This is a genomic window from Pedobacter mendelii (genome assembly GCF_014635725.1).
Taxonomy (GTDB): Bacteria; Bacteroidota; Bacteroidia; order Sphingobacteriales; family Sphingobacteriaceae; genus Pedobacter; species Pedobacter mendelii.
Window position 1 is genome coordinate 156,997 of the sequence record NZ_BMDJ01000004.1, and the last position, 26,515, is coordinate 183,511.

General features: G+C 35.6%; 24 protein-coding genes. 7 read left to right on the forward strand and 17 right to left on the reverse strand.

Features of this window, described 5'->3' with window-relative positions:
* Positions 1 to 190: 190 nt before the first annotated feature.
* The 14 genes from IEV50_RS08820 to IEV50_RS08885 all read right to left on the reverse strand — a co-directional run bounded on the left by IEV50_RS08820 (position 191) and on the right by IEV50_RS08885 (position 12,987).
* Positions 191 to 1,006 (reverse strand): MOSC domain-containing protein, encoded by an 816-nt coding sequence (locus tag IEV50_RS08820; protein ID WP_188413181.1) that lies wholly within the window; start codon positions 1,004 to 1,006, stop codon positions 191 to 193.
* Positions 1,007 to 1,092: 86 nt separating this feature from the next.
* Positions 1,093 to 3,219, reverse strand: coding sequence for a xanthine dehydrogenase family protein molybdopterin-binding subunit (locus IEV50_RS08825; RefSeq protein WP_188413184.1), 2,127 nt, complete (start codon positions 3,217 to 3,219; stop codon positions 1,093 to 1,095).
* Positions 3,220 to 3,236: 17 nt separating this feature from the next.
* Complete coding sequence (locus tag IEV50_RS08830; protein WP_188413186.1) at positions 3,237 to 4,250, reverse strand: FAD binding domain-containing protein; 1,014 nt, start codon at positions 4,248 to 4,250, stop codon at positions 3,237 to 3,239.
* A gap of 20 nt (positions 4,251 to 4,270) precedes the next feature.
* A complete protein-coding gene (locus IEV50_RS08835; RefSeq protein ID WP_188413188.1) occupies positions 4,271 to 5,050 on the reverse strand; it encodes a (2Fe-2S)-binding protein in 780 nt (259 codons plus the stop codon).
* 111 nt (positions 5,051 to 5,161) lie between these two features.
* Complete coding sequence (gene moaCB, locus IEV50_RS08840) at positions 5,162 to 6,100, reverse strand: bifunctional molybdenum cofactor biosynthesis protein MoaC/MoaB (RefSeq protein WP_188413190.1); 939 nt, start codon at positions 6,098 to 6,100, stop codon at positions 5,162 to 5,164.
* Complete coding sequence (locus tag IEV50_RS08845; protein WP_188413192.1) at positions 6,069 to 6,512, reverse strand: molybdenum cofactor biosynthesis protein MoaE; 444 nt, start codon at positions 6,510 to 6,512, stop codon at positions 6,069 to 6,071. Before IEV50_RS08845 ends, moaCB begins: the two co-directional genes overlap by 32 nt.
* Positions 6,513 to 6,517: 5 nt before the next feature.
* Positions 6,518 to 7,630, reverse strand: coding sequence for a HesA/MoeB/ThiF family protein (locus tag IEV50_RS08850; protein ID WP_188413194.1), 1,113 nt, complete (start codon positions 7,628 to 7,630; stop codon positions 6,518 to 6,520).
* Between the two features lie 10 nt (positions 7,631 to 7,640).
* A complete protein-coding gene (locus IEV50_RS08855) occupies positions 7,641 to 7,874 on the reverse strand; it encodes a MoaD/ThiS family protein (protein ID WP_188413195.1) in 234 nt (77 codons plus the stop codon).
* A gap of 4 nt (positions 7,875 to 7,878) precedes the next feature.
* Positions 7,879 to 8,385, reverse strand: a complete 507-nt coding sequence (locus IEV50_RS08860) for a molybdopterin-binding protein (RefSeq protein WP_229746677.1) — start codon at positions 8,383 to 8,385, stop codon at positions 7,879 to 7,881.
* A complete protein-coding gene (locus IEV50_RS08865; RefSeq protein WP_188413197.1) occupies positions 8,378 to 9,118 on the reverse strand; it encodes a sulfite exporter TauE/SafE family protein in 741 nt (246 codons plus the stop codon). Before IEV50_RS08865 ends, IEV50_RS08860 begins: the two co-directional genes overlap by 8 nt.
* Before the next feature lie 9 nt (positions 9,119 to 9,127).
* Positions 9,128 to 10,306: a molybdopterin molybdotransferase MoeA gene (locus tag IEV50_RS08870; protein WP_188413199.1), complete on the reverse strand. Its 1,179-nt coding sequence runs from the start codon at positions 10,304 to 10,306 to the stop codon at positions 9,128 to 9,130.
* 4 nt (positions 10,307 to 10,310) lie between these two features.
* Entirely contained in the window at positions 10,311 to 11,291 is a 981-nt protein-coding gene (gene moaA, locus IEV50_RS08875) for a GTP 3',8-cyclase MoaA (RefSeq protein WP_188413202.1), read from the reverse strand.
* A complete protein-coding gene (locus tag IEV50_RS08880) occupies positions 11,288 to 11,878 on the reverse strand; it encodes a nucleotidyltransferase family protein (protein ID WP_188413204.1) in 591 nt (196 codons plus the stop codon). The genes moaA and IEV50_RS08880 overlap by 4 nt, the downstream gene beginning before the upstream one ends.
* Positions 11,878 to 12,987 carry an XdhC family protein gene (locus tag IEV50_RS08885; protein ID WP_188413206.1) on the reverse strand — a complete coding sequence of 370 codons (1,110 nt, stop codon included), beginning with the start codon at positions 12,985 to 12,987 and terminating at the stop codon, positions 11,878 to 11,880. The genes IEV50_RS08880 and IEV50_RS08885 overlap by 1 nt, the downstream gene beginning before the upstream one ends.
* 405 nt (positions 12,988 to 13,392) lie before the next feature.
* Here IEV50_RS08885 and IEV50_RS08890 point away from each other — a divergent pair, with 405 nt between their 5' ends.
* The 5 genes from IEV50_RS08890 (at position 13,393) to IEV50_RS08910 (ending at position 21,712) form a co-directional block, all read left to right on the forward strand.
* Positions 13,393 to 16,380: a SusC/RagA family TonB-linked outer membrane protein gene (locus IEV50_RS08890; RefSeq protein WP_188413208.1), complete on the forward strand. Its 2,988-nt coding sequence runs from the start codon at positions 13,393 to 13,395 to the stop codon at positions 16,378 to 16,380.
* Between the two features lie 11 nt (positions 16,381 to 16,391).
* On the forward strand, positions 16,392 to 17,981 hold the full coding sequence (locus IEV50_RS08895) for a RagB/SusD family nutrient uptake outer membrane protein (protein WP_188413210.1): 1,590 nt from the start codon (positions 16,392 to 16,394) through the stop codon (positions 17,979 to 17,981).
* A gap of 22 nt (positions 17,982 to 18,003) precedes the next feature.
* Positions 18,004 to 19,065, forward strand: a complete 1,062-nt coding sequence (locus tag IEV50_RS08900) for a phosphatidylinositol-specific phospholipase C1-like protein (protein ID WP_188413213.1) — start codon at positions 18,004 to 18,006, stop codon at positions 19,063 to 19,065.
* A gap of 9 nt (positions 19,066 to 19,074) precedes the next feature.
* The gene (locus IEV50_RS08905; RefSeq protein WP_188413215.1) at positions 19,075 to 20,478 is read left to right on the forward strand and encodes an alkaline phosphatase; all 1,404 of its coding nucleotides are present in this window, start codon (positions 19,075 to 19,077) and stop codon (positions 20,476 to 20,478) included.
* A 94-nt stretch (positions 20,479 to 20,572) separates the two neighbouring features.
* Positions 20,573 to 21,712: a CehA/McbA family metallohydrolase gene (locus IEV50_RS08910; protein ID WP_229746678.1), complete on the forward strand. Its 1,140-nt coding sequence runs from the start codon at positions 20,573 to 20,575 to the stop codon at positions 21,710 to 21,712.
* A 6-nt stretch (positions 21,713 to 21,718) separates the two neighbouring features.
* On the opposite strand, the gene IEV50_RS08915 is transcribed toward IEV50_RS08910, so the two are convergent.
* Positions 21,719 to 22,984, reverse strand: coding sequence for a sensor histidine kinase (locus IEV50_RS08915; protein ID WP_188413219.1), 1,266 nt, complete (start codon positions 22,982 to 22,984; stop codon positions 21,719 to 21,721).
* Positions 22,985 to 23,179: 195 nt separating this feature from the next.
* On the opposite strand from IEV50_RS08915, the gene IEV50_RS08920 reads away from it, so the two are divergent.
* Positions 23,180 to 23,641 carry a ferritin-like domain-containing protein gene (locus tag IEV50_RS08920; RefSeq protein WP_188413221.1) on the forward strand — a complete coding sequence of 154 codons (462 nt, stop codon included), beginning with the start codon at positions 23,180 to 23,182 and terminating at the stop codon, positions 23,639 to 23,641.
* Positions 23,642 to 23,724: 83 nt separating this feature from the next.
* On the opposite strand, the gene IEV50_RS08925 is transcribed toward IEV50_RS08920, so the two are convergent.
* Both IEV50_RS08925 and IEV50_RS08930 read right to left on the reverse strand, forming a co-directional pair.
* The gene (locus tag IEV50_RS08925; protein ID WP_188413223.1) at positions 23,725 to 24,105 is read right to left on the reverse strand and encodes a response regulator; all 381 of its coding nucleotides are present in this window, start codon (positions 24,103 to 24,105) and stop codon (positions 23,725 to 23,727) included.
* Positions 24,095 to 25,636 carry a PAS domain-containing sensor histidine kinase gene (locus IEV50_RS08930; protein WP_188413225.1) on the reverse strand — a complete coding sequence of 514 codons (1,542 nt, stop codon included), beginning with the start codon at positions 25,634 to 25,636 and terminating at the stop codon, positions 24,095 to 24,097. Before IEV50_RS08930 ends, IEV50_RS08925 begins: the two co-directional genes overlap by 11 nt.
* A 322-nt stretch (positions 25,637 to 25,958) precedes the next feature.
* Here IEV50_RS08930 and IEV50_RS08935 point away from each other — a divergent pair, with 322 nt between their 5' ends.
* The gene (locus IEV50_RS08935) at positions 25,959 to 26,513 is read left to right on the forward strand and encodes a YciE/YciF ferroxidase family protein (protein WP_188413227.1); all 555 of its coding nucleotides are present in this window, start codon (positions 25,959 to 25,961) and stop codon (positions 26,511 to 26,513) included.
* The last annotated feature ends 2 nt before the right edge of the window (positions 26,514 to 26,515 follow it).

Genomic DNA, 26,515 nt, shown 5'->3' on the forward strand with positions numbered 1-26,515 from the left:
ACAGTACAATTTTAATTTTATATAGAAACGGTGTTGGTTAAAGCATTTTTTTATTGTTTAGAGCCTGTTTAAATTTATCTTGTGAAATGTTTATCTTTTATTTTTTGAGCAAAGCAAATGTTACAGAGATGGCCAGCTTATCTCGAAATATTAAACGATGTTGCAGCCGAAAAGAAGCATTAACAAATTATTAGATAAATTTTAAACAGGTTCTAAGTTCATCACCAACGTGGATGATTCCAGAAACCTGATGAATCAAATTCTGGCCAAACATAATTTTATTATTTGTAGTTCTGTATTTCGAAAGTGTTTTCAAAGGTTCAGAGCTTTTAATACCTGTTTGCTGATTTATCGTAATAAGTACACACCTGGAGCAAGGCTTTACTGCAGAGAATAATACACCACTTAATTCAAAATCTTTGAAACTATCTTCAACATGAGCTTCGCCACCTGTAAATACAAAATTTGGCCGAAATCGATCCATGTAAATAGGAATTTCTAGTTTTTTATTTAAGTTATCTAAAGATGATTGGCCAATTAAAAGGCAAGGATAACCATCGGCGAAACTTACAATTTCATTATTCATAGCATACCTTGGATCAACCATCCGCTTCTCTTGCTCAGACATTTTCACTAGCTTTACCGGCATATTCATATAATCAGAAAACCAGGCGCTTACTAAATTATTTACTTCAAAACCACTTGTTAGGTCATCCCATATTGCAACCGGAATAAGTTTTGCTTTGTGTTGCAATATATCAAAAGAAGTGCTATTATTTGGATTTTCTTTATGCGATACGATAATTTTATCTTCTACAATACTTACCTGTAGTAATGCCAGCAGTGGATATTTTCTTTGGGTAATAAATGTACCTTCTTTATCTATTAATACCCATCTTCTATCATATTGAAGACCCTTTTTTTCAATTAGACATTCATTAACACTTATACCGCCTAAAGATTTTATTGGATAAATATAAATTTCGGATAGGTAAAATTTGTTCATGATTTAAATATAATAAACACTTCAAAGATGAGACAAAATTTTTTAGTGAATTTAGCTGTTACTACTCGGCTAATTGTTTCAGCTTTTTAAATTAACTTATCAGGTGTAATTGGTAACGTTCTTATACGCTTACCTGTAGCATTGAATACCGCATTTGCAATTGCTGCCGCCACGCCAACAATTCCAACCTCTCCAATGCCTTTTATCCCCATTTTATTAGGTATTTTATCTTCCTCATTAATGAACATAGCATCAAGTTTACCGATATCAAAATTTGTTGGTACATGGTAATCACCAAAAGAACGAGTGGCAAAATTACCCCATCTTGGGTCGATAATTGATTCTTCGCTTAATGCCATTCCTATTCCCCAAATATTTCCTCCAATAATCTGCGAACGAGCGGTTTTAGGATTTAATATCTTTCCTGCACCTGTTACAGCTAAGAAGCGGGTAACTTTTGCCATGCCTGTGTAGACATTTACGCTAACTTCAGCAAAATTTGCATTAAAGCTATGTGCCGAATGTTGCTCTGCTTCTTTTGGTGGTTTGGCATCTGCACGGGTTTCGAAATCGTTTATATTTTCAGAAATCATGAGTTGGCTGGCCGTAGGGCGAACAAAGAATTTTTTGTTAGATTTAACTAAAAGCTCGTTAGTAATTTTAATACAGGCATCATTAACTGCATTTGCAAAACTTGCAGCACCAACTGAACCCACAGAACCTGCTGCAGGTGGCAAATTAGAATCTCCAATTTTAACAGTTATACGTTCCATCGAAAGACCAAGACCATCAGCTGCGGTTTGTGCCAATATTGTATTTGTACCAGTTCCCAAATCTGAAGCTGCAATTTCTACAATTGCATTAACCACATTGCCAGATCGATTTAACTTTATCACCGCTGAACTGTCTCTTTGCCTGGCAGGATAAGTGCCACAAGCAACGCCATAGCCAATTAAATGATTTCCAATTTTATTTTCTCCTGGCTTTGACTTCCGTTTTTCCCAACCAAAAGCTTTTGCACCTTCTTTTAAACATTCAATTACTTTTCTCGAAGACCATGGTTTTCCATTAGACGGGTCTTTTTCCGGTTGATTTTTTAAACGCAATTCAATCGGATCCATATTCAGCTTATAAGCAAGTTCATCCATTGCAGACTCAAGTGCAAAACTACCGGTAGATTTTCCCGGACCACGTGTGTAAGTTGGTAAAATTATATTCATCGGAACAACCCGGTAAGAAATCAAAGAATTTGGTGTTTCGTACATTATTTTAGAACAATCACCACATGGCTCTATATATTCGCTATCTACAGCAGTGTGTGTAGTGGTTTCATGCGCAAGGCTGATTAGCTTTCCATCAATTGTTGCACCTAAACTTATTTTTTGCTTATTTCTTTGTCGTAAGCCGACAGAATTAAACATTTGCTGACGGGTTAGCGCAAGTTTTACAGGCCTGTTTACAATTTTTGCCGCAACAGCAGTTAAAACCAGGTTAGCCCATTGTCCACCTTTAGAGCCAAAACCTCCACCAATATAAGGTGATATTATTCTTACTTGTTCTGGCTTAAGGTTTAAAGTTGCCGCTGCTGAAGTTTGAGCACCATTTATTACTTGTGAACCATTATATAGAACTACGTTTTCACCTTCCCAAACAGCCACAGTAGAATGTGGTTCCATTGGATGATGGTGCTCTATTGGGGTTTCATAGGTTTCTTCTACTTTTACGGCAGCCTCTTTAATCGAACCTTTTGCATCACCGCGAATTAAATCTGCCAACTCTTTTCCTTGTGGCAAAACTGCCAATGGTGCTAATTTATCAAAATCTATTTTCTCTTCTTTTTTCTGATACTCAACCTTTACCAGGTGAGCTGCATGTGTTGCCTGTTCAAAGGTTTCTGCAACTACAACTCCAATATGTTGTCCGTAAAAATAAACCTCAGGGCTTTGAAGTAAAGCGCCACCACGTAGGCCACCTTTTAAATTTAATTTAGGTGCATTTTTATGTGTAATCACTGCAAGTACGCCCTGAGACTTTTCTGCTTCTGATACATCGATGTTGGTAATTGTACCAGATGCAATTGTACTTTTAAACAGAACAGCATAAGCCATGTTTTTTGCAGGATAATCCGTTGCATAGGTAGCTTTTCCTGTAATTTTTAGTATCCCATCAATCCTGTTAACGGCTTTTCCAATCGATTTGTTTTTTTCTTCCATGTTAGTTTGGCGATAAGTTAAGCCTTAAAATCGGTTCCTTTCAACGCCATTTCCAAAGCGCTGATAATCGTATTTATCCCTAACCCGACTTTAAATTTATTATGAGATAAAGGCTTAGCCTCGCTCATTTCTGCTTCGGCTGCCAACCTAAAGTTAGTCAGCGTTGCTGTTTTTCCTTTTAATATCGCTTCAGCTTTTAAGGCTTGCCAGGGTTTATGCGCTACACCGCCCATAGAAATATGTGCGGAAACAATTTTATTGCCATCTAATACTAACCCGGCAGCAACTGAAACTAAAGCGAAAGCGTATGAATTTCTATCACGGACTTTTACATATGCGGCGTGCGCAGCAAAATTATTTTTAGGTAGTTCTATTGAAGTTATCAGCTCACCGCGATTAAGTACATTATCTTTTTCTGGATGTGTTTCAGGTAATCGATGAAAATCATTAATAGCAATCGATCTTATTTTTCCATCTTGCTGCATTACATTTATGCTTGCATTCAGAGCAGATAATGCAACTGCCATATCAGATGGATAAACAGCAACACAATTGTCAGACCAGCCAAATATTGCATGCATCCGGTTAAAGCCGTCCATTGCGCCACAACCTGTACCAGGCATCCTTTTGTTACATGGCATTGCTGTATCGTAAAAATAAGAACAGCGTGTTCTTTGTAATAGATTGCCACCATTTGTGGCCATATTTCTTATTTGGGCAGAGGCACCCGCCAAAATTGCCTTCGTTAATAATGGATAGTTTTTTCTTATCAACTGATGATTAGCAGCATCTGTATTTTTGCCAAGCCCACCAATAGAAACGCCTCGAGAATTTGTACCGGTTGTAATAGATGAAATTGATGTTAGGTCTAGTCTGGTTATATCAATAAGTTCATCAGGTCTTTCCACATCTTCTTTCATCAAATCGAGCAAATTTGTACCACCTGCTAAAAAGCTTGCATTAGGATTTTTATCTAAAAGATTTATGGCTGCATAACTAGTTGTTGTGTTGGTAAATTTGAATGGTCTCATAATCGTTTCATCTTTAAATTCTAGCCTGCAAAAAGCCAGGTTTGTTCAATATTTTTTCCTGTTTGTGCTTCTTTAATTGCAGCTACAATATTTGGATAGGCGCCGCAACGACAAATATTCCCCGACATCCGTTCTGCTATTTCATCATCAGAAAGCGCAATACCTGTTACAGTTTCTCTTATATTGTGTGTTACATAGCTTGCTTGTCCTTCTTTCGCTTCTTTCATTAATGCAACTGCAGAACAAATTTGACCAGGTGTACAAAATCCACATTGAAAACTATCATGCTTTAAAAAAGCAGATTGCATTGGATTTAGTTCATTGTTTTTCGCAAGACCCTCTATGGTAATCACCGATTTCCCTTCGCAGGTTGCGGCCAGGGTTAGGCAAGATAGCACACGGTTCCCATCAACAATAACAGTACAAGCACCACACTGGCCATGATCGCACCCTTTTTTAGAGCCTGTTAATCCTAATCGCTCACGGAGTGTATCAAGTAAGGTTGTTCTTGAATCGATAAGTACTTTCTTCTCTATAGAATTAACTTTGAAATTTACAGTAACACCATTTTCTACCGCCATAGGATTCAAATCCTCGATTTCCATATCAATTGCCCTGGCAAAGAGCTGTTCTGCACCAATAAGGTGACTTGCCAATAAGCCTGCAGAAGCAAGGCCTATTAATTTCATGAAATGTCGTCTGTTTAAACCAGATTGAATAATTTCATCTAACTCTTCGGGCATGAGTTCGCCGAAAAGCCTTTTTTCTTCCTCTGTGAGTTTGGTATTATTTTGACTCATGCTTCTGTTTTATTAGTTTAAACAACTCTTAAGATATTGATTAGCAGGTAATTTTTAAACTAAACATAGAATTGAAGCTATGGTTTTATCAAATCAAAAATATTACAGATATTAATGCCTTTCGCCCCTGATAACTTTAAAAACATGTAAAACCTGTGGAAAAAGTGCATCTATGCTTTCTTTCGCACCCTTTACCGAGCCTGGAAATGTTAGAACTAAAGTGTTTCCGATTAATCCTGCTACACTTCTTGATAGCATTGCGTAAGGCATGCGCTCCTGTCCGTAGCGTCTGGCAGTTTCCATAATGCCATCTATAGATTTTTCTATTAAAGGCGATATTGCATCGGTAGTTACATCTTTTGGAGATAAACCAGTTCCACCTGTAAAAATTAGAAGCCCTACTTCTGGAGTTAATATTTTTACTTTTTTCTGAATCAAATTAAAATCATCCGGGATAACTTCATAAAATGCTGTTTCAATACCAAAAGATTCGAGTTTGGAAATGATTGCTTTTCCTGACTTATCTTCTCCTTTTCCTGCCGAAATTGTGTCTGAACAAACAATAACAGCAGCTTTTAAATGCGCATAATCGAGTTTATTAAAATCGCTCTTTCCACCTGATTTTTTTTCTAGTCGAATTGATTCAATTTCAACCCCTTTATCAATTGGTTTCAGCATATCGTATATGGTTAGCGCAGTAACTGATGCGCCATGCATAGCTTCAACTTCAACACCGGTTTTATAAATTGTATGTACTTCTACCGAAATTATAATCGTTAAATCTTTTATTTCATAGGTTATCGATGTAAATTCTACAGGCAATGGATGGCAATCAGGAATAACATCACTGGTTTTTTTTACCCCCAATAGCCCTGCAGCTCTGGCAAATTCAAATACATCGCCTTTGGGTACTTTTCTTTGTTCAACGGCGGCAATGGTTTCTTTCTTCGAAACCTTAACGGTTGCTGTTGCTATAGCAATTCGAAGCGTATTTGATTTATGTGTGATGTTAACCATATTATTTATTTTCTTTCCATTGATGTGTTCCATTTTCAAAAATCTCTTTGCCCCAAATTGGCAGTTCTGCTTTTAAACGTTCTACAACTTCTTCACAAGCATGCATTGCAGGCTTTCTATGTGATGAAGAAGTAAAAACAAACAGACAGATTTCTCCAGCCTTTATTGTACCTAAAGATTGATAAATGTGCATGCAGGTTAAGGGATATTTTTCGAAAATTTCGGCTCTGATTTTATGCATCTGCTCCAAAGCCACATCTTCATAAGCTGTATAATCAATTGCAGAAACTAATCTTCCCTCAATTTCGTCTGCTCTAACCTGCCCCAAAAATATACTATGACCGCCAATTTCTTTTTTTGAACTATGTTTTGCTATACTATCCGCTATAAAAGCAGAACTGATGGCACCATTAACAAAAATATTTTTAATTTTCTTTTCCGTCATATTAATTAGGATGTAAAAAAGTTTTTCCAGCGGATAATACCACCTTTTAAGCTATAAATATTTTTATTAATACCGTACTTTTCATGAAGATATTCTGCCGCTGCAATACTTCTTACTCCGTGCTGGCAAAGCAATACAATGTTATTTTCTTTAATCTCCTGATCTAGTAGGTCTTCGAAAACCGACATTGGAAATTGCTTATAGTTTGCAGAATTTAGCTTCGGTATTTCATGAGTTTCACGCACATCTATCAGAATTGTTGAGTCTTTTTTCTGAAGATTTTCAAGTTCTTTTATATCTATTTCTAACACTCGGTAATGTTTATCATCCTTCGGATAGCCAAAATTTGTTTTTAAAAACGAAGATTCATCTTTCGGAATCTTATAAGCATTATCAGGTGCAGCAATCAGATCTATTTCGTAAAATGATTGCTGCAATAAGTTATAGTTTAATAATTTATTTACCATTGGTTTGCCAATTCCGGTAATCAATTTAATGATTTCAGCGGCTTGCATTGTGCCAATTATTCCTGGTAATACGCCAATTATGCCATTCTCAGCACAATTAGGGATTTCTCCTTTTTTAGGTTGAATTGGAAAAATATCACGATAATTCGTCTTATTTTTATTTCCATCCTCAACATTGAATACTGCTAATTGGCCTTCATATCCCGAAACTGCAGCAAATACCAAAGGTTTATTTAATAGTGCACAAGCATCGTTAATTAGGTATTTAGATTCGAAATTGTCAGTGCCATCAACAATAAAGTCATAAGGTTTAATGGTATCTAATATGTTGGTTTGAGAAATATAAAAGGGATATGGTTTAATCGAAATTTCGGGATTTAATTCTGCCAGTTTTCTTGCAGCAGTTTCCGCTTTAAGTTTTCCGATATCTGCAGTAGAAAAAAGTATCTGGCGATGAAGATTACTCAAGGATATTACATCACCATCGATTAAACCGATTCTACCAATGCCTGATGCTGTAAGATACAGCAATGCCGGGCAACCTAAGCCACCTGCACCGATAACCAAAACGCTTGCGTTTGCTAGTTTTTTTTGATTCGATTCCCCAAATCCTTCTAGAATGATCTGTCTATTGTACCTTTCTGCACTCATCTACATTAATTTACCCTCCCGAAAACGGAGGCATGATTGCAACAACCGAACCATCCTTTAACTTACAGTTTGTTTGTACAATTTGCTTATCAACGGCTAGTTTATATTTTATGTTATTCAACTCTGGATAAGTTTCTTCAAGGTATTTCTTAAAATCATCTGTATCCAAAATAAAATCCAATATCAACTTTTTAGTTGTGATAAGTTCAGCAATTTTCCCGAAACTAATAACCTCGATTTCCATGTTGCTAATTTACCTGAAGTATACTGATTTTACTTAATCCTTTTACAAATCTTCTGCCAGTTGCTTCATCTGTTGGCGAAATCAATGCGATGTTTCCTTTTTCTTCTTTGTCTGGATTTGCATCAAAGGATGTCAAAATAAAAATATGTTTTCCTGTTTCGTTGTTAAAAACCTCATTCCAGGAGAAAACAACTTTATAATTATCTTTGGCTGTGCAGACAATATAATATTCGCTTAGTTTTTTTGGAGATTCTGCCTCAATCTCAACTTTCGAAAGCACATCTTTCAATAAAACACCTTTAATATTTTTGATGCTACTTTTTCGTTGCAGAAGATAATTTAAAACAACCATGCTATCGATACTCAGGATTTTAAATTCTTTTAAAGATGGTAAATCAATTGATAAGTTTTTTTTTATTTTACCTTCAATAGTAAATTGTTTGCTTTCCTGTGCGTTTAATTTGATAGACAAGAAAAGAATAATCAGCATTAAATATTTCATATTAAGCATAAGTGAAAAGTAATTTATAAGCGGCGAGTGCAAGTACACAAGCCAGAACGTTCTTTAATATGGTTTGAGGAAACTTTAACGCACCAAAGTATGCACCACATAATCCGCCTGCAAAAGCAACAACAACATATCCAATCATATCGCTGTTGAAAGTAATTCCCTTTACTAATTGTCCACCCAAACCGGCTACAGAGTTTACAAAAATAAAGGCAGCACTAATTGCAGCGGTTTGCTTTTGATCAGTCCATTTTAAAAGTAAAAGAATAGGTGATAGGATAATGCCACCACCAATACCAATCATACCTGAAAGTAATCCGATTATGCCACCAATAACTAATGATAGTGCGAAATTTGCAGGTTTAAAATCTTTCGGATCAGTGTTTTTGAAAAAGAAAAAACGAATTACAGGAATCAATAGCAGTGTGCCTAATACTTTTTTGTAAATGTTACTATCTATCGCCATAGTTCCGCCTGCAAAGGAAAGCGGAATAGAAGCCAATGCAAAAGGCCAGAATATTTTCCATTTAAAATGCCCACCTCTATAAAACTGGATGAAAGAAACAGACGAAACAAAGAGGTTTAGCAATAGTGCTGTTGGCTTCATAATTAGTGGAGAAATAGCAAAAATTGCCATTAATGCCAGATAGCCACTGGCTCCACCATGGCCTACGGATGAGTATAGAAATGCTACAATAAATAGAAGTCCGAAAAAGAGTAAAAGTTCTGCCTGCATTTTGCTGTGTTATTCGGGTAGTAATAAAAGTTTAACGCTGTCACCTTTTTCAAATAATTCTTCTTCTTCATTTAAAATTATTAAGCAATTTGCCTGGGCAAAAGAGCTTAAACGAAAAGATTCTTGAGCGCCAAGGGGCGTTACTTTACCTTGGTGATGATTTCCTTTTAAAAAATGCGTTAGTCCCGAAGGTTTTTTATAATCATTGGTTAATTCTGCATCAATTTCTTTTATGGGATTAATTTTTCCGGCAAGTGATGAAAGAGCAGGTAAAACGTAATTGTAAAAACAGCTCAAAACAGATGACGGATTTCCGGGTAATCCAAAAATCAGTTTTTTATCTAATTTGCCGAAAAATAAGGGTTTGCCTGGTTTCTGTTTCACTTTATGAAATATTTTTTCTATACCACATAAGCGAGATGCTTCTAACACAAAATCATAATCGCCAACACTAACACCCCCAGTTAATAAAACAACATCACTTTTTTCTAATGCTGTTTTCAGTACATTGGTTAAAATCGCCAAGTCATCATCGGCTTCGAATATTTCGATATTTGTAATTCCTAGCTGCATTATGGCGGCATTTAAAGAATATGAATTAGATTCGTAAACCTGACCGAAACCTAAAGGTTTTCCAGGTTTTAAAAGTTCTTTTCCTGTTAGAATTATAGAAACTGACGGCATTGGGTAAACAGAAACTTCGGTAATGCCGATTCCTGCTAAAAAACCCACTGCTGCGGGAGTTAAATAGTTGCCGCTTTGCATTGCAAGGTCTCCAGTTTCAATCTCAGAGCCTTTATTTCTGGCATTTAAACCTGGTTTAAGATTTTCATCATTTATGATTAGTTTGCCGTTTTGTATCGCTATTTTTTCCTGCATAACAACGGTGTCTGTACCAGTAGGTAAAGGTGCTCCGGTAAATATCCTGCTGGCCTGCCCGTTTTTTATTTCAATATTTTTTGAGGTTCCGGCAGCCATTTCTCCAACCAGTTCCAGCGGTTCTTTTCTGTCTGTAAATTTTATAGCGTAACCATCCATTGATGATTGTTTGAAAGCAGGAATATCGCAAATTGCGAATACATTAGCCGCCAAAATATGGTTATAAGCCAGTGCTATTGGTCGTATTACAGGAACAAGTTTTACGGTATTTATGGTAATTAATTCTTTTGCCTGTTTTACTGTTATCATGTAATTAGCCGCCAATTGTAATCATACTTCTATTTGTAAGTGTTTCAGCATCCAGGCTTTCGAAATGTTTGCCTAATTGCCCGCCGAGTTCTTTTTCCTTTGCCCATATTGAAGCTTTTATAAGTGGGAGTACGTCGTTACCTGCCCGAAGTGCGGTTAGTAAATCTGTTTCACCAACAGAAAATAAGCAGTTTTTTAACTTCCCATCTGCTGTTAAGCGCATTCTGTTACAGGTACTGCAAAATGGAGCTGTCATGGTACTTATAATTGCGAATGACCCTTCATGGCCTGGTATCATGAAACCTTTAGCCGTATCGTTTGGAGCCGATTTTACAGGCAAAACAATAAAGTCTTTCTCTATAAGTTGGAGAATTTCCTGTAGTGAGAACATTTTATTGCTTGTCCATTTATTGCCCGCAAAAGGCATAAATTCTATAAATCTTATTTGAATCGGATTGTGCTTTGTCCAATCGATGAAGTCTTTTATTTCGTCATCATTAAGGCCTTTCATCACAACCATATTTATTTTTACAGTTATTTTGTGCTGAAGCAATAATTCTATATTACTTCTTACCTGATGGAAAACATCGCGTCTTGTAATGAGCAAAAATTTATTTGGCTCCAAAGTGTCTAGACTAATGTTAATGGTTTTTATTCCGGCTTCTATCAAAACAGGAAGCATTTCTGCAATACGAGTTCCATTTGTTGTAATTACAAGTTCTACTGGAAGTTTTCCGAGGCCTAAAATAATTTCTGCAGCATCTTTACGTACCAATGGCTCACCACCTGTGAGTCGAATTTTTTTTACACCTTGCGCAACAAACGTTTTAGCCAGCGCCAGTACCTCAGTTGGTTGCATTAATCTAGAAGCTGGAGTAAAGTCGTAATCTTCTTCAGGCATACAATAAAAGCAGCGCAAATTACAATTATCGGTTAGTGATATTCGCAAATAATCATGCACTCTTCCAAACGAATCTGCTATCATTTATTGTTAATTAGGTTATTATAATCTGTTTCAGTATCAATATCAATGCTGCCAAGTTCAAAAGCAATTGAGGCAGTATCGTTAATATTGTTTTTTATTAAATCTTTTGCACCAATAGAACCGCTTAGGTTTAACAATTTACTAAAATATTTCTTGTTGAACAATACTGGTGTACCGGTTGTTTGAGAATAGGTAGAAGTAACGATATTTTTATTTTCAGATTGATATCGGTTATTAAGTGCTTCAAATATTTCTGAGGTAATATAAACCTGATCGGCGACAGTTATAATTACACTGTCAATATCTGGCGATTCATTTAAAAGAACCGTTAAACCTACACCAATGCTTGATGACATGCCAGTTTTCCAATTTTCATTAACAGTATAAATTACCTTAGGATTGTTATGTATTTGCTTTATTTCATTTAGGTATGCGCCAAGGACTACAACTACCGGCCAAAATTCTGTTTTTAAAGCTTCATCAGTTACAATATCTAATAATGTTTTTCCATTAAAGTGGAGCAGTTGTTTGGGTTTTCCCAACCTGCTTGAATTTCCTGCGGCCAATATAATAATTGCTGTACGCATTAATTATTTTTAAGCTGATAAAAGTGGATAGGATTTTTTTTTTCTTTGAGCATAACTGCCGATGCACCTGAAAAAATAGTTTTAATTTCTGCCACGATAGATATTGCAATTTCTTCAGCAGTTTCTGCACCAATATCTAATCCGATTGGGCCATTTACCCGTTGAAGATATTCACTTTGCCCCAATTCTTCAAGCATTCTAATTAATTTCTTTTTTGGCCCCAAAGTGCCGATATATGGTGCATTTGTTGCTATCAAAATGTTAAGCAGTTCGGTATCGTAATTGTAATTATGAGTCATCAGAACAAATGCAGTTTGCTGGTCTATTTCTATTTGTGTTAAAACTTGATCGGGTTTTGCTACTAAAATTTTTTTCGCATTAGGAAATCTTTGTGTATTACAATGGGTTTGACGACCATCGACTACAATAATTTCCCAACCTAAAATATTAGCTATTTCTGCCAAAGGTTGTGCATCATTTCCTGCACCAGCAATAACTAATTGAATGGGTGGCGGAATAAATTCAAGGAAAGCATCAAAATTTTCACCATCGATGGTATAGGTTTCAAATCGGGATAACTTAAGTTTCAGGACATCAAATGCATCATTTTTAAGTACGCCAGAAATTTCTGTGGGAGTCTTTTCCATAGATTCTCTTTCCCTGAATAACATTAGTGAACCAGGTTGATTCTTGCTTTCGAGTGAAAAAAGTGTTGTAATTACGCAGTTTTCTCTAAATCCATTTGCTACTTTTAACAGCTCAATTGGGTTTAACTTATCATGCTCAAAAATAGGTTCGAAAAGAATATGAACAATACCGTTGCATCCAAGCTGTACGCCAAATTTGGCATCATCTTCGTCAGTTGTATCATAGGTTACCAATTTATTTTCCTGCTGATGAATTGCCGACAATGCTTTTCTAAGCGCATCACCCTCCAGACAGCCTCCACTTATCGCACCAGTTAGCATACCATCTTCAGTAACCAGCATTCTTGCACCTGGTCTTCTATAGGATGATCCTTCTACTTTTACAACTGTTGCCAGTGCCGATTTTTTGTTTTCAGTAACTGATTTTTGGTAAGCGCTAAGAATATCGACAATTTCTTTCATAGGGATTTACAAAATGCCTAAATTTCCAATCTTTGGGAAGTTTAGCCATAATCAAAGATAACAGCCGATAAACATTTATTTCTATGATATTAAAAATAATATTTTGTAATCTTATTGTTGTAAAACGGTAAATATTTTTAAGGCTAATATCTTCCCATTTCTTCGGTACATTTATCTCCGATTCTTCTAAGTTGAGTTTAATTAAATTTTGCTAAATATCGATTCAGATATTATCAGTTAACATTCTATTTAAACACAAAGCCTTTTTTTAACAATTTGATAATTTTATCTGACTGAATTTATAACCCGACAGGTTCATCTTTGTGGCGCATTCGAAGAGCCAATTTGATATAATTATTGGTTTCCAGAGGTGTGTATTCCAAAAACATCCATAACTAATCATTCATGAAACAAAATTACAAATTCAATTATTTGTTGTCAATCGGAAAATGGCAGTGTCTTGCTATATTCCTTCTTCTCTTTTCATTTAATGTTCTCGCTCAAAGCAGCAAAACAATAACCGGTAAGGTTACAGACGAAACGAATCAACCTGTTCCTGGCGTTACCGTTAGGATAAAAGGTAGCACCGCCGGAACATCAACAAATACCGATGGTATCTACAGCATACAGGCTAAAAGTGACGATGTGCTTGTTTATTCTATGTTGGGTGGCGTATCCAAAGAAATTATTATTGGAACTCAAACCAATATTAATGTTACTATTATGCCTGATAATCAAACCTTAAAAGATGTTGTAGTAATTGGATATGGTACAGCCAACAAAAAGGATTTAACAGGTGCTATTACTTCGATAAATGCAGAAGAATTTAACCAAGGTGTTTTAGTTAACCCGGCACAGCTTTTACAAGGTAAGGTTGCGGGTTTAAATGTTACCAAAAGTGGCGACCCTAATGCAAAGCCTTCTACCATTTTACGCGGACCATCTACGTTACGTGAAGGCGCAGCACAAGAACCATTTTATGTTATTGATGGCGTTCCTGGTGCATCTATTGATTTACTTGCACCTTCTGATATCGAAAACATTGATATTTTAAAGGATGCTTCTTCAACTGCAATTTATGGTTCGAGAGCTGCAAACGGTGTAATTATCGTAACTACTAAACGCTCAAAAAATGGTCAGGCTCGTTTATCCTACAATGGGTATGCCGCGGTAGAAAAGGTATCAAAAAAATACGATATGCTTTCCGCTCCTGAATTAAGACAATATCTTGCTGATAATAAACAAGCTTTAAACGCGATTGATGATGATGGTTCTGACACCAACTGGCAATCGTTATTAGAAAGAACTGGTTATTCGCAAAACCACAACATTTCTTATGGTGGTTCTGGTCAGTCATCAGATTATGGTGCAAGTGTAAACTACTTAGATAACAAAGGAATTTTAAAAAACACATCTTTAAAAAGAACCATTGTTAGGGGGTATTTAAATCAGAAATTTTTCAATGATAGATTAAAACTTGGTTTAACCATTACCAATAGCAATTCAAAAAGCTCAGATATTTACCAATCTCAGGCTTTACCAAATATGCTTTTCTATCTACCAACGGTAAGTCCTTTCAATGCTGATGGTACATATAAAGAAAACTATAACCGTACAGGAAGTGGTACACGTAACCCGTTATCAATTGTAGATAACAACAATATTGATAACCTGAATAACAAAACCTTAATTAACGGTATGGCTCAGGTGAACATTATCGATGGTTTGAAGTTTACGGCTAGTGTTTCATCTCAGCGTGACCAGAACAATTACAGCACCTATTTAAATAGTCAATCGGGTTTGGCCAGAGGTGTTAACGGACAAGCACAAAAAATTGATGTATTAAACAAAAGTCAGGTTTTGGAAGGTTACTTCAATTACGACAGAACTTTTGGTAAACACAGTTTGAAATTATTGGGTGGATATTCGTGGCAAGAAGATAGAACCAATGATGGTTTCGGTGTTACCACACAGAATTTCTCTAACGATAATTTAGGTTACAATAACCTTTTCCTTTCTAACCCAACTTTACTTTCGCAAATTGCCTTTAACAATGCGCCAATTTCTACGTTAAGATTAATTTCGTATTATGGAAGGGTTCAGTATAACTATAATGAAAAATATTTATTCCAGGCTTCTTTAAGAAATGATGGTTCTTCTGCGTTTGGTAGAAACAACCGTTGGGGCTTATTTCCGGCTGTTTCTGCAGGTTGGAGAATTATTGGTGAAGATTTTATGCAAGCTGTTCCTGTATTTAGTGATTTAAAACTTCGTGCTGGTTATGGCGTTTCGGGTAATAGTTTAGGTTTCGATGCTTTTTCTTCTTTACTAATTTACGGTACACTTTCCGGAAGCAATAAATTTTTAAACAACGGCAACATCAGCAATGCAATTGGTCCGGTTAGAAATGAAAATCCCGATTTAAAATGGGAAAGTACGGCTACAACAAATATCGGTTTAGATTTTGGTTTGTTTAAAGATAGAATAACCGGTTCGGTAGATTTTTATGTAAAACAAACTTCTGATTTAATTTATGATCGTTATGAAGTTTCGACAACTCAATACTTCTTACCAACCATTACAGCAAATGTTGGTAAAATCAAAAATACAGGTATCGAGTTTTCATTAAACGCTGTAGCGGTTAAAACAGACAATTTCAGATGGACAACCTCGCCAAATATTGCGCACAATAAAAACGTAGTAGAAACACTATCTGATGATTTTTATAAAATTTCAGCAATCCAAACCGCACAATTAGGCGGTAAAGGTCAATCAGGAAATTTCAGTCAGCTGATACAACCAGGATACGCTTTGGGTACATTTAACTTATGGAATTATGCAGGCAAAAATGCTGCGGGTGTAAGTACATACATTAACGCAGCCGGACAAACTATTGCTACACAGCCATTAACAACTGATGCGAAAATTGCTGGTGATGCACAACCAAAATTAATTTATGGATGGGCGAACAGTTTCAGTTACAAAAACTGGGATTTAAACTTCCTTGTTCGTGGCGTGTTGGGTAACAAAATTTTAAATGCAACAGCCGCATCATTAAATAACCCTGCTGATGCTAAACTTCAAAATATTCCAAGGTTTACTTTAGGAGAATCATTTAACGATATTAATGCATACCTAATTTCAGATCGTTTTCTGGAAAGTGGTTCTTACCTGCGTTTAGATAATGCAACCGTTGGTTATACCATTAAACCAAAAACACCTTCAATTAAAGCAATTAGGTTGTACGTAACCGCAAATAATCTTTTTGTAATTACAAATTATACCGGTATAGACCCTGAAATTAACATCGGTGGTTTAACTCCGGGTATCGATAACAATAATTATTATCCAAAAACAAGAACCTTCAGTTTTGGTGTTAGTGCATCATTCTAAAAAATACGAAAATGAAAAAACTTATAATTTTATTTAATATTCTTGCCTGTTTAATGGTTTTAGAATCATGCAGCAAGCTCGATGTAGATGTAGAATCGCAATACGTAAAAGATAACTTTCCGGTTACCAATTCTGATTATGCTGCACTTTTTGGTACCATGTATTCCAACCTTTCCTCTCAATATGGTGTTCCTTACTGGAGAATGCAGGAGCTTTCTGGCGATGCGGCAATTATCCCTGCACGCGATGGTAACTTTGATGATGGTGGTCAGTATCGCCAGTTGCATTACCACACCTGGACCATCGACCATCCAAACGTTAGAGACATTTGGCAGTGGGGTTTTGGTGGTATCAACAACTGCAACCGTTTAATAAATCTTACCAACGAATCGAATGTTGCAGCAGCAACTAAAGCAAGCAGTTTGGCAGAAGTAAAAGCAATGCGGGCTTTGTATTACTTTTTTATGATGGATTTATATGGAAATGTGCCCATTATTGACACCTTTCCGGTTAGTACATTACCAGGAAACCAAACCCGCGATAAAGTTTTCGAATTTATTGAAAAGGAACTTTTATCCGTTGTTGCACAGTTGCCAGTAAAAGATAATAATAACCGAATTGCAGTTTATGGTCGCCCTACACAAGCTATGGCTTATGCATTATTAGAAAAAATGTATTTAAATGCAGAAGTGTATACGGGAAAACCCCGCTATGCTGATGCCGTAATTATGGCTGATAATATTTTGAAAAATACCAATTATGCTTTAGACAATAAGTACTCTGATATTTTCGATGTAAACAATGGTCCTCAGATTAACGAAACCATTTTTGCAGTTCCTTACGACCAGCAAATTCCGGGTAACCAGATGACGAGATTTGGTTTTTATCCAGCCTTGGCACCAGCCTATGGAATTAATGTTGGTTTTAGTATTGCAATGAGCACAACACCAGAATATTACAACCGTTTTAATTTGGCAAACGATATTAGAAACAGTTTTTGGTTAATTGGTAAACAATATGCTCCAGACGCAAACAGAAAGCCTGATTTAACTAAACCTGTATTGGTTGCTGGTACTACTACTCAAATTGAAATTACGCCAGATTTAATTTTAAAACCAGGTAAGCCGATGGATTTAGGTAATACCGTAGCCGACCAGGCAAAAGGTGTTCGTTCGGTAAAATACTGGCCAGATGTTAACGCAATTCAGGCAACAAGGTTAAACGGTAACGATATGCCACTTTTACGTTTGGCCGATGTAATGTTAATGAAAGCAGAAGCAATTTTAAGAGGAGCAGCTGCAACATCTGTTAATGGCGAATTACAAACGCCAACGGTACTAGTAAACAAAATTAGAAATCGTGCGGGTGCACCAACCGTAGCAACGGTTACTTTAAGTTCTTTACTTGATGAAAGAGCTCGTGAGTTTAGCTGGGAAGCGTGGAGAAGAAATGATTTAATCCGTTTCGGGCAATTTGAAACGGAATATCCGCTACCAAATGATGTGCTTTTTATGAATAAAGATTTAACCAGAAGAATTTACCCAATCCCGGCAAATGAATTAAAGTTGAATACCAATTTAAAGCAAAATCCTGGTTACTAATTATCTTTCAAACAAATAAAATATGAGACTGATAACCTGTATTGGTTTATTGTTGGTTCTTCCAGCCATCGCCTTAATAACTTCAAAAGATGATTTACCGATAAATCAAATTCAGGTTATCGGTTCGCATAACAGCTACAAACAAGCCATTAACCCGGCATTGTTTAAAGCCATTAAACTAACAGATTCTAATGCTGCAAATAGTTTAGATTATGAACATATATCTATGCCAGAACAATTGGATATGGGGCTTAGAAACTTAGAAATAGATGTTTACGCGGATGAAAAGGGTGGAAAGTATGCGCATCCAAGAGGCTTTGATATGATTAAAGGTCAGCCAGAATTTGATACAGATTGCGAACTTAATAAGCCTGGCTTTAAAGTTTTACACGTTCCTGATTTAGATTTCAGATCATCCGCACTAACCTTTAAATTGGCTTTATTGCAGCTTAAAAAGTGGTCAGAAGCTAATCCACAGCATACACCAATTTTTATTACTTTAGAAGCAAAAGATGATTCGATTAAACGCAAAGGTTTTACTCAGCCCGAAGTATTTACCAGTGCAACTTTTGATGAATTGGATAAAACCATTCTTGAAAATTTAGGTAAAGAACATTTAATTACACCAACTGAAGTTAAAGGAAAATATAAAACTTTGGAGGCAGCTGTTTTAGAGCAAAATTGGCCAAAATTAAGCAAGGCCAAAGGTAAATTTTTATTTGTTTTAGATGCTACAGGCAGAAAACGCTCAACTTATATCAATGGTCATCCTTCGTTAACGGGTCGCGTGATGTTTGCCAATGCAGATGTTGGTACTCCGGAGGCTGCCATAATGATTAGGAACAATCCAAAAGATGTGCAAATTCCTGACCTTGTAAAAAAGGGTTACATCATAAGAACCCGGGCAGATGCTGATACCAAACAGGCTAGAAAAAGCGATTTTACTGATTTTGAAGCGGCCTGCAAATCAGGAGCACAAATTATCACTACAGATTATTACAAAAAAAGCACTCATTTTAAATCGGATTATTCCATAAGTTTTGCTAATGGAACATATTTTAGAGATAATCCACTTAAGAAATAAGCAACACACATGAACAGAAGATCGTTGTTAAAGGGAGGTTTCCTTGCTGGTTTAGGCTTACCATTTATTGGCTTGCAAGATGTTGTAGCCTCGCCACTTGTTGGTGCTAAAAAAGCCAAAAATATTATCATGATGGTTAGTGATGGGATGAGTATTGGTACGCTTAACATGGCAGATTTATATTCCAACCGCACATTCGGAAAAAGTAGTAAATGGTTAGGCTTGTATAGAGATAATAAAGCTGTAAGAGCTTTAATGGATACTGCTTCGGCAAGTTCTATGGTTACCGATTCTGCTGCGGCTAGCTCATCATGGGGTGGGGGTATGCGGGTAAGAAATGGTTCGCTCAATGTGGGTGTGAACGGTGAAAAGCCTCAACCAATTCTTCAAAAATTTAAAGAAAAAGGTAAAAAGGTTGGTTGCGTAACCACTGTGCCAATTACCCATGCAACACCTGCAGGCTTTTGTGTAAATATAGATAATCGTGGTGGGCAGGATATTATTGCCGAAATGTACCTCGGATTAAAGTTTGACGTAATGATGGGTGGCGGGCATAAATATTTTGGGGAGAAAAGAACTGGCGGAAACCTGATTCCTAAATATTTAACACAAGGTTACAAAGTTGCAGAAAACAGAGCAGAAATGATGGCCTTGGATAAATCGAAGCCGGTTTTGGGTTTGTTCGCTGAAGATGGAATGCCGTTTGAAGTTGATCGCCAGCATGATGAAGCACTGATGAAAAGTACACCAACTTTGGCAGAAATGACAATAAAAGCCATCGAATTAATGAAAGATAACAAAGACGGTTTTGCTTTGCAGGTAGAAGGTGGAAAAGTAGATTGGGCAGCACATTCGAACGATTTGAGTGGATTAATTTTCGATCAGTTGGCATTTGATGAAGCTGTTGGAAAAGTTATAGAGTTTGCAGAAAAAGATGGCGAAACTTTGGTAATTATAACAACAGACCATGGAAATTCAAATCCTGGTTTATTTTATGCAGATGAAGCCAATAAGAAGTTTGATAGCCTCCAGCATTTTAAACATAGCAATACATGGCTTTTAGGTCAGTTAAATCAATCATTTAGCGAACAAAAAATTATCGATTTGATAAAAGAAAACCAAGGTTTGGTAATGAAATCCGCTGATGTTAAATCGCTGCTTACACACTTTAAAGATATTGTTCCGGGTCAACTCTACAATGAATCTAATCTTCCGTTTTACGAATATGGAAAAATTTTAGGCAAATATACAGATGTGCAATGGGCCGGTATGAATCATACCGGTGATTATGTAGAGCTTACCATGTTTGGTCCTGGTTCTGAAAACTTAAAGCCTTTTGTTAAAAATTACGAACTGCATAATTTTATGCTAAAGGCTGCCGAAATGCCAGAATCGCTTATGGTGAAAGCTTAATTTGAAATCACCAGTTTATCAAAAAATAGAATTCTTTTAAATCAAATCCTTAATTTTGAACATGCTGCATCCCTTTAAATCTTTTTTTTCGATATTGTTTGTACTATTTTATTTAAATACTACTTGTGTTTTTGCTCAAGACGGAAAAACACTTACTGCAATAATTAACCCGTCGGGAACGTGGTTAAAAGGCGATTTGCATGTGCATTCCAGACATAGCACTGAATCATCCAACAATTCGATTTCAAAGATTATAAATTTTTCAAAATCGGTAAAGATGGATTACTTATGCATAACCGATCATGATAATCATGTTAATGGAGATATAGCGCACAACACCTGGACTGATCCAGAATTTAAATCAGACTCGCTGCTTTTATTATACGGTGCAGAGTGGACCACCACCAGAGGACATGGAAATGTGTTTTCTGCAAAACCATATGACCATCAAAAGTTGTTTGATGTTAGAGATCAGCGAGACGTAAACATTGGCAAGGTTAAAAATTCGTTGGGGGTTCATTTATCGGCAAACCATCCAAGCGGGAAAGATAATTTTGGCTTTTCTTATGATCTGGTAAAATCGATAGAGGTTTGGAATTCGGCAATTTGGCCAAAAAATGCCAATGCAATTATGATTTGGGATGATATGCTTTCATCGGGTAGAATGATGACCGGAAGGGGAGGAAGTGATTCGCATCATGGCGTGCCTACTGCTGATGAAAAACCAACAGCAAATACTTATCAAGCAGAATTTAATTATGTTGGCACACCCACAACATGGGTTTTTGCAAAAAAACGGAGTCTAGATGCAATCGTTTATGCATTAGATAATGGTAAGGTTTCGGTAAGTGCAAATCCATTTTCTCCAAGGGTAGAGTTTTATGCTGATGAAAAAGGAAATGGAAAATTTGAAATGATGATGGGTGATAACGCAATTTCAACTGGTAAGCCGATAAAATTTCAAGTACAATTGATGGGTAATACTTTGGTAGATGAAACCTATACAATTACTGTAATTAAAAATGGTAGAAAATTGAATGCTTACGAAGTGAAAGGCAAAATACCAGTTATTGAATTCACCGATACTCCAGATTTTAAAACACGTACATATTATCGTGTTGTGGTAGAAGGTAAAAATACTCCCTATCCGCAAGTTCCAAAATCAATGGGTTTAAGCGAAAAAATGGTCGCTCTTTCCAATCCAATTTATTTCAATTTCGATCCGAAGTTTTAAGAAACTTTAAGAACCTATACTAAATGTGAATCGACTTCCTTTAGTAATTTCTGATTCAACAGAAATTTTGCCATTCAGTTTTTCTACCAAAAACCTTACGGTAAAAAGTCCAATGCCTGTACCATTTTGCTGGAATCTATCGACATGATTTAATGTTACATGCCTGTCGAATATACGTTCAAGTTCCTTATTAGCTATTCCAATTCCATTATCCTGAATTACAAAAACATCTTTGCCATCTTTTTTATGGTAGCTGATTTGAATTTTGCAAATTGGCTTATCATTGTAGCGAACAGCGTTGGTTAATAAATTTATAAATATTTGCTGCAGTGCAATTTCTGAAGTTGTAATTATTGGGTTTTCTGTTGGATAGGTAATTACCACGTTATCGGGCATAGTAATCATAGAAACTGTTTTTTCTAAGAAATTACTGAGAAGAATTGATGTATGATTTTGAGTTAGTTTTTCTGGTTTGAGCGAATAATCTAACATATCATTTACCAGCTTCGCTAACTTTTTTGTTGATGATAAATTTGTTGATGCAAGTTTTAACGCCTTAACATCGCCATTCTGCTCTAGGTGTCGGGTTAAAAGTTCAGCACTCATTAATATACTACTTAAAGGATTTTTTAAATCGTGTGCAGCAGTTGTTGCAAATCGCTGCATAAATTCATTTGTTTCGCTTAGTTTTTTATTTGCTTCGTGAAGGTCAGCAATTTTCTTTCTAAGCTCCATTTGAGCAATAACCTGTTTCGCTAAAATTTTCAGTCCATTTAATTGTTGCGGTGTTAAGGATTTTGGCACCCTATCAATAACACAAAGTGAGCCAAGTGAATAACCATCAGGACTTTGCAATGAAACTCCGGCATAGAAAACAATATTCGGATCAGAAGTTACCAAAGGATTTTCAGCAAATCGTAAATCAGACCTCGCATCGGTTACCTGCATGGTTCCGGTGGGATCTATAATCGTATGTGCACAAAAAGCATGTTCTCTTGGCGTTTGATTAACATCTAGCCCAATTCTGCTTTTAAACCACTGGCGTGTTTCATCAACTAAAGTAATCAATGCGATTGGTGTACCACAAATTTCGGAAGCCATTTTAGTTAAATCATCGAAATCATCCTCTTCAGAGGTATCCATGATTTTATAGGCTTTTAATGAGGCTAAACGTTCTGGCTCATTTTTTGGCAAGGGCAATTCTTTATTCAAACTACTGTAAGGTATGTGCAGATTGCCAATTTGGTTTTCTGATGATAAACTAATTTCCAAAGTTATCTAATTTTAATTCAGATAACTATTTTATAGCTTTTGGGAATGCTAAAATGACGGTGTTACAACTTATCATGAAAACAAACTGAACGAGCTAATTTTATGCTTTAAAATTATAAAAAAATAAAACTATTAGCTAAATCTGATTGTAGTATAATAACAAAACTGAAAAAGAAACTTCAAAATTTTACAAAAATGGAAAATACAGAAAAAACAGTAGAAATTTTAAATGATTTAATTGAAATCAATAACGATAGAGCAGATGGGTTTGATAAAGCATCGGCAGATTTAGATGAGGTTAACATCGATTTGAAAGCTACCTTTGAAAAATTATCATCAGATAGCCGTGCGAACTCTTTAGAGTTAGCTGGTTTAGTAGGTAGAAATGGCGATACTCCAGATACTGGAAATACCATTTTAGGAACTTTACACAGAGCATGGATAGACATTAAAGCTAGCTTCGGTGGTGATGATCGCCACAGTATTTTAGCAGAATGTGAGCGTGGAGAAGATGCAATCAAAAAAGCATATAGAGATGCGCTTCAAGAAAATGAATTAAGCGAACACGTAAGATCAACATTGTTAAAACAGCAGGATGCTATTAACTTAAGCCACGATTTAATTAAAGGCTTAAGGGATGTTCACAAAGCTATATAGTATTTAATAAGAATTCGCCGCTGGTTAAGTTTTAATCAGCGGTTTTTTTGTCCTAAATTTTTAGGATTTGAAGTGTATTAAGCCTAATATTTGGAGTTACTTTTTTCAATAAGATGACTATTAAGTATATCAAGCAAATTATCTATGTCGTATGGTTTTGGGATAAAGTCTTCTGCTCCACAGCTCATTGCAGTTTGCTTTCCTGTATCGCTTGCCGAAAGTACAATCATTGGAATATTTGTATGAGCCACATTTGATTTTAATGAAGAGATAATCCTATCGCCAGAAATGCCGGGCATCCACAAATCAATTAATAATAAATCAGGCATTTCATTTAAAAAAATCTGCTCTGCATTTAAGCTGTCAGAAACGGCAATTACTTCAAAACCAGCATCTTCTAATATCATTTGGGTTACATCTAATATGTCTATCTCATCGTCACATATCATTATTTTAATTGCCATATTGATTTTGCTTTAAAGGTATTGTGAAACTAAAAACTGATCCCTTATCCTCTTCACTTTCTACCCACAGCGTTCCTTTATGTTCTTTTATTATCTGACTGCAAACATATAAACCTACGCCCACACCAGGAAATCTTTCTGAGATTTCATCAGCACGGTAAAAGCGTTCAAAAATTCTTTTGTGATCTCTTTTATGTATTCCAACACCAGAATCTGTAACCGAAACCTTACAATATCCCGATAACATACTTAGATGAACATTTATTCCTTTTTCTACAGGACTATATTTTACAGCATTTGACAATAAGTTTATCATAACCTGTTCTAATCTACCAAAATCACCTTCAACCGTAATATCAGCGATACCTGTCATAGAAATTTTATGCTCAGGAGAACTTTGTTCTAGTACATTTACTGCATCTTCAATTAATTTTCTAAAACTGAAAGGCTCAAAATTAAATTGAATTTTACCAGATTGCATTCTCGCAACGTCCAATAAATCGTGTATTAGTCGCTCTAACCTACCAATAGATTTACCAGCCGTAGCAAAACCTTTTAAGTAAGTAGTATCGTTATTTCTTTTTGCTATTTTTTCTAATAATTGAAAATTACCTTTTATGCTGGTTAAAGGAGTTTTCATTTCATGACTTGCAATATTTATAAAATCTTCCTTTCTATATTCAATAGCTTTTCTTTCGGTAATATCTTCTATAGCTAGAAGTATTCTATCTTGATATTTACCTTTAAGCGTCATTTGCCTTGCATTTAAAATAAGCATTTTACGCCCTATCGATGCAAATTCATTCTCCATTTCAAAACCTTCGAATGGATTATTATGAGGAAGAATATTTAACAATAGCTGTCGAAGTTCTGGAATATCCCACTGTCCGTTTCCTATCTTAAATAAATTTTCACCAATTATGTCTTGATATCTTTCCCTAAAAAAACTACAAAAATTTTCGTTAGCACTTAAAATTTTTAATTCGCTATCTAAAACAATAAGGCTTTCTCTAATGGTTTCTACAATAGCAGATAAATAGCTTTCACTTTCTTCTAAGTTATGTGTGCGTTCTCTTACCTGTTCATCCAATAACTCCCTTTCTTCTACCAATTCATTTTCGGCATTTACTCTTTTTGTTACATCATTTTGAATACCTATGAAATGTGTAACAATTCCCTGGGGATTTTTTATTGGCGAAATCATAAGTTCATTCCATAGCATTTTGCCATCTTTCTTATAATTTCTTAGTAAAACCGTACAATGCTCCCCATCTTTTATTGCAGCTCTTAATAAATTTCTTGATTTTTGATTACGGTCTTCACCTTGTAAAAAGCGGCAGTTATGGCCTATAATTTCTTTCTTAGTATATCCGGTTAAATTCTCAAATGCATTATTGCAGTAAATAATTGGCTCATCTGGTTGATTATGATCCGTTATAACTACACCATTGCTAGATGCATGTAATGCTGCTGCAAATAGTCTTAAATCAGCATTTCCAAAATCTGGCAAATTCACTAAAAAGTCTTCCATTTATAAAAACATTTTATCAGGGTTAATGAATTCGAAATGGTTATGTTTAACCATCACGCGTAAGATAACTTTAAGCCCCATGGTTTTGTTTAGTAAAATGTGAAATTAATCAAATTAAAGCCGAAATATTCCTAAATGATGTGTAAACAGGGGCTTTTGTTAAGTGTATGACGAAAATTTCGCTATATCCAAAACATCAAATAATCAACGAAATCCATTCATCACATCTTTATAATTATTAATAATCTCCTAGAATTTAATCAAAACTTAACCTTTGTTTTTAGGGTTGTATAATCAAACAAAACAATCATCACCTATTAATATGAAAACAAAAGAAACTGGTAGCGAACCAAAATTTGCCACCAAAACCACAAAAGAAGATTCTCCAGAACTTAACGAACTTTTTAAAGATTCAATAGCTGATTTATATTGGGCAGAGAATCATTTGGTTAAATCCCTTCCAAAAATGATTTCCGTTGCAACAGCTCCCGAACTTATTAATGCTATAAAATCTCATCTCGAAGAGACCAAAAATCACGTAACCAGGTTAGAACAAATTTTTGAACTACTTGGAGAGAAGGCGATTGCTAAAAAGTGTGATGCCATGGAAGGACTTACAAAAGAAGCCGAAGGTATTGTAGAATCTACAGAACCTGGAACTGCAACTAGGGATGTGGGTATTATTTTGGCATCGCAAAAAGTTGAGCATTATGAAATTGCAAGTTATAATGGTTTGTATCAATTGGCAATAACCCTTGGTTTAAAAGATGTTGCAGAGATTTTAGAGCAAACATTGGCTGAAGAAAAACTTGCCGATAATAAATTAGGCGACATCGCTGAAAACGAAATTAATTATAAAGTAGCTGAAGAAGCTTAAAA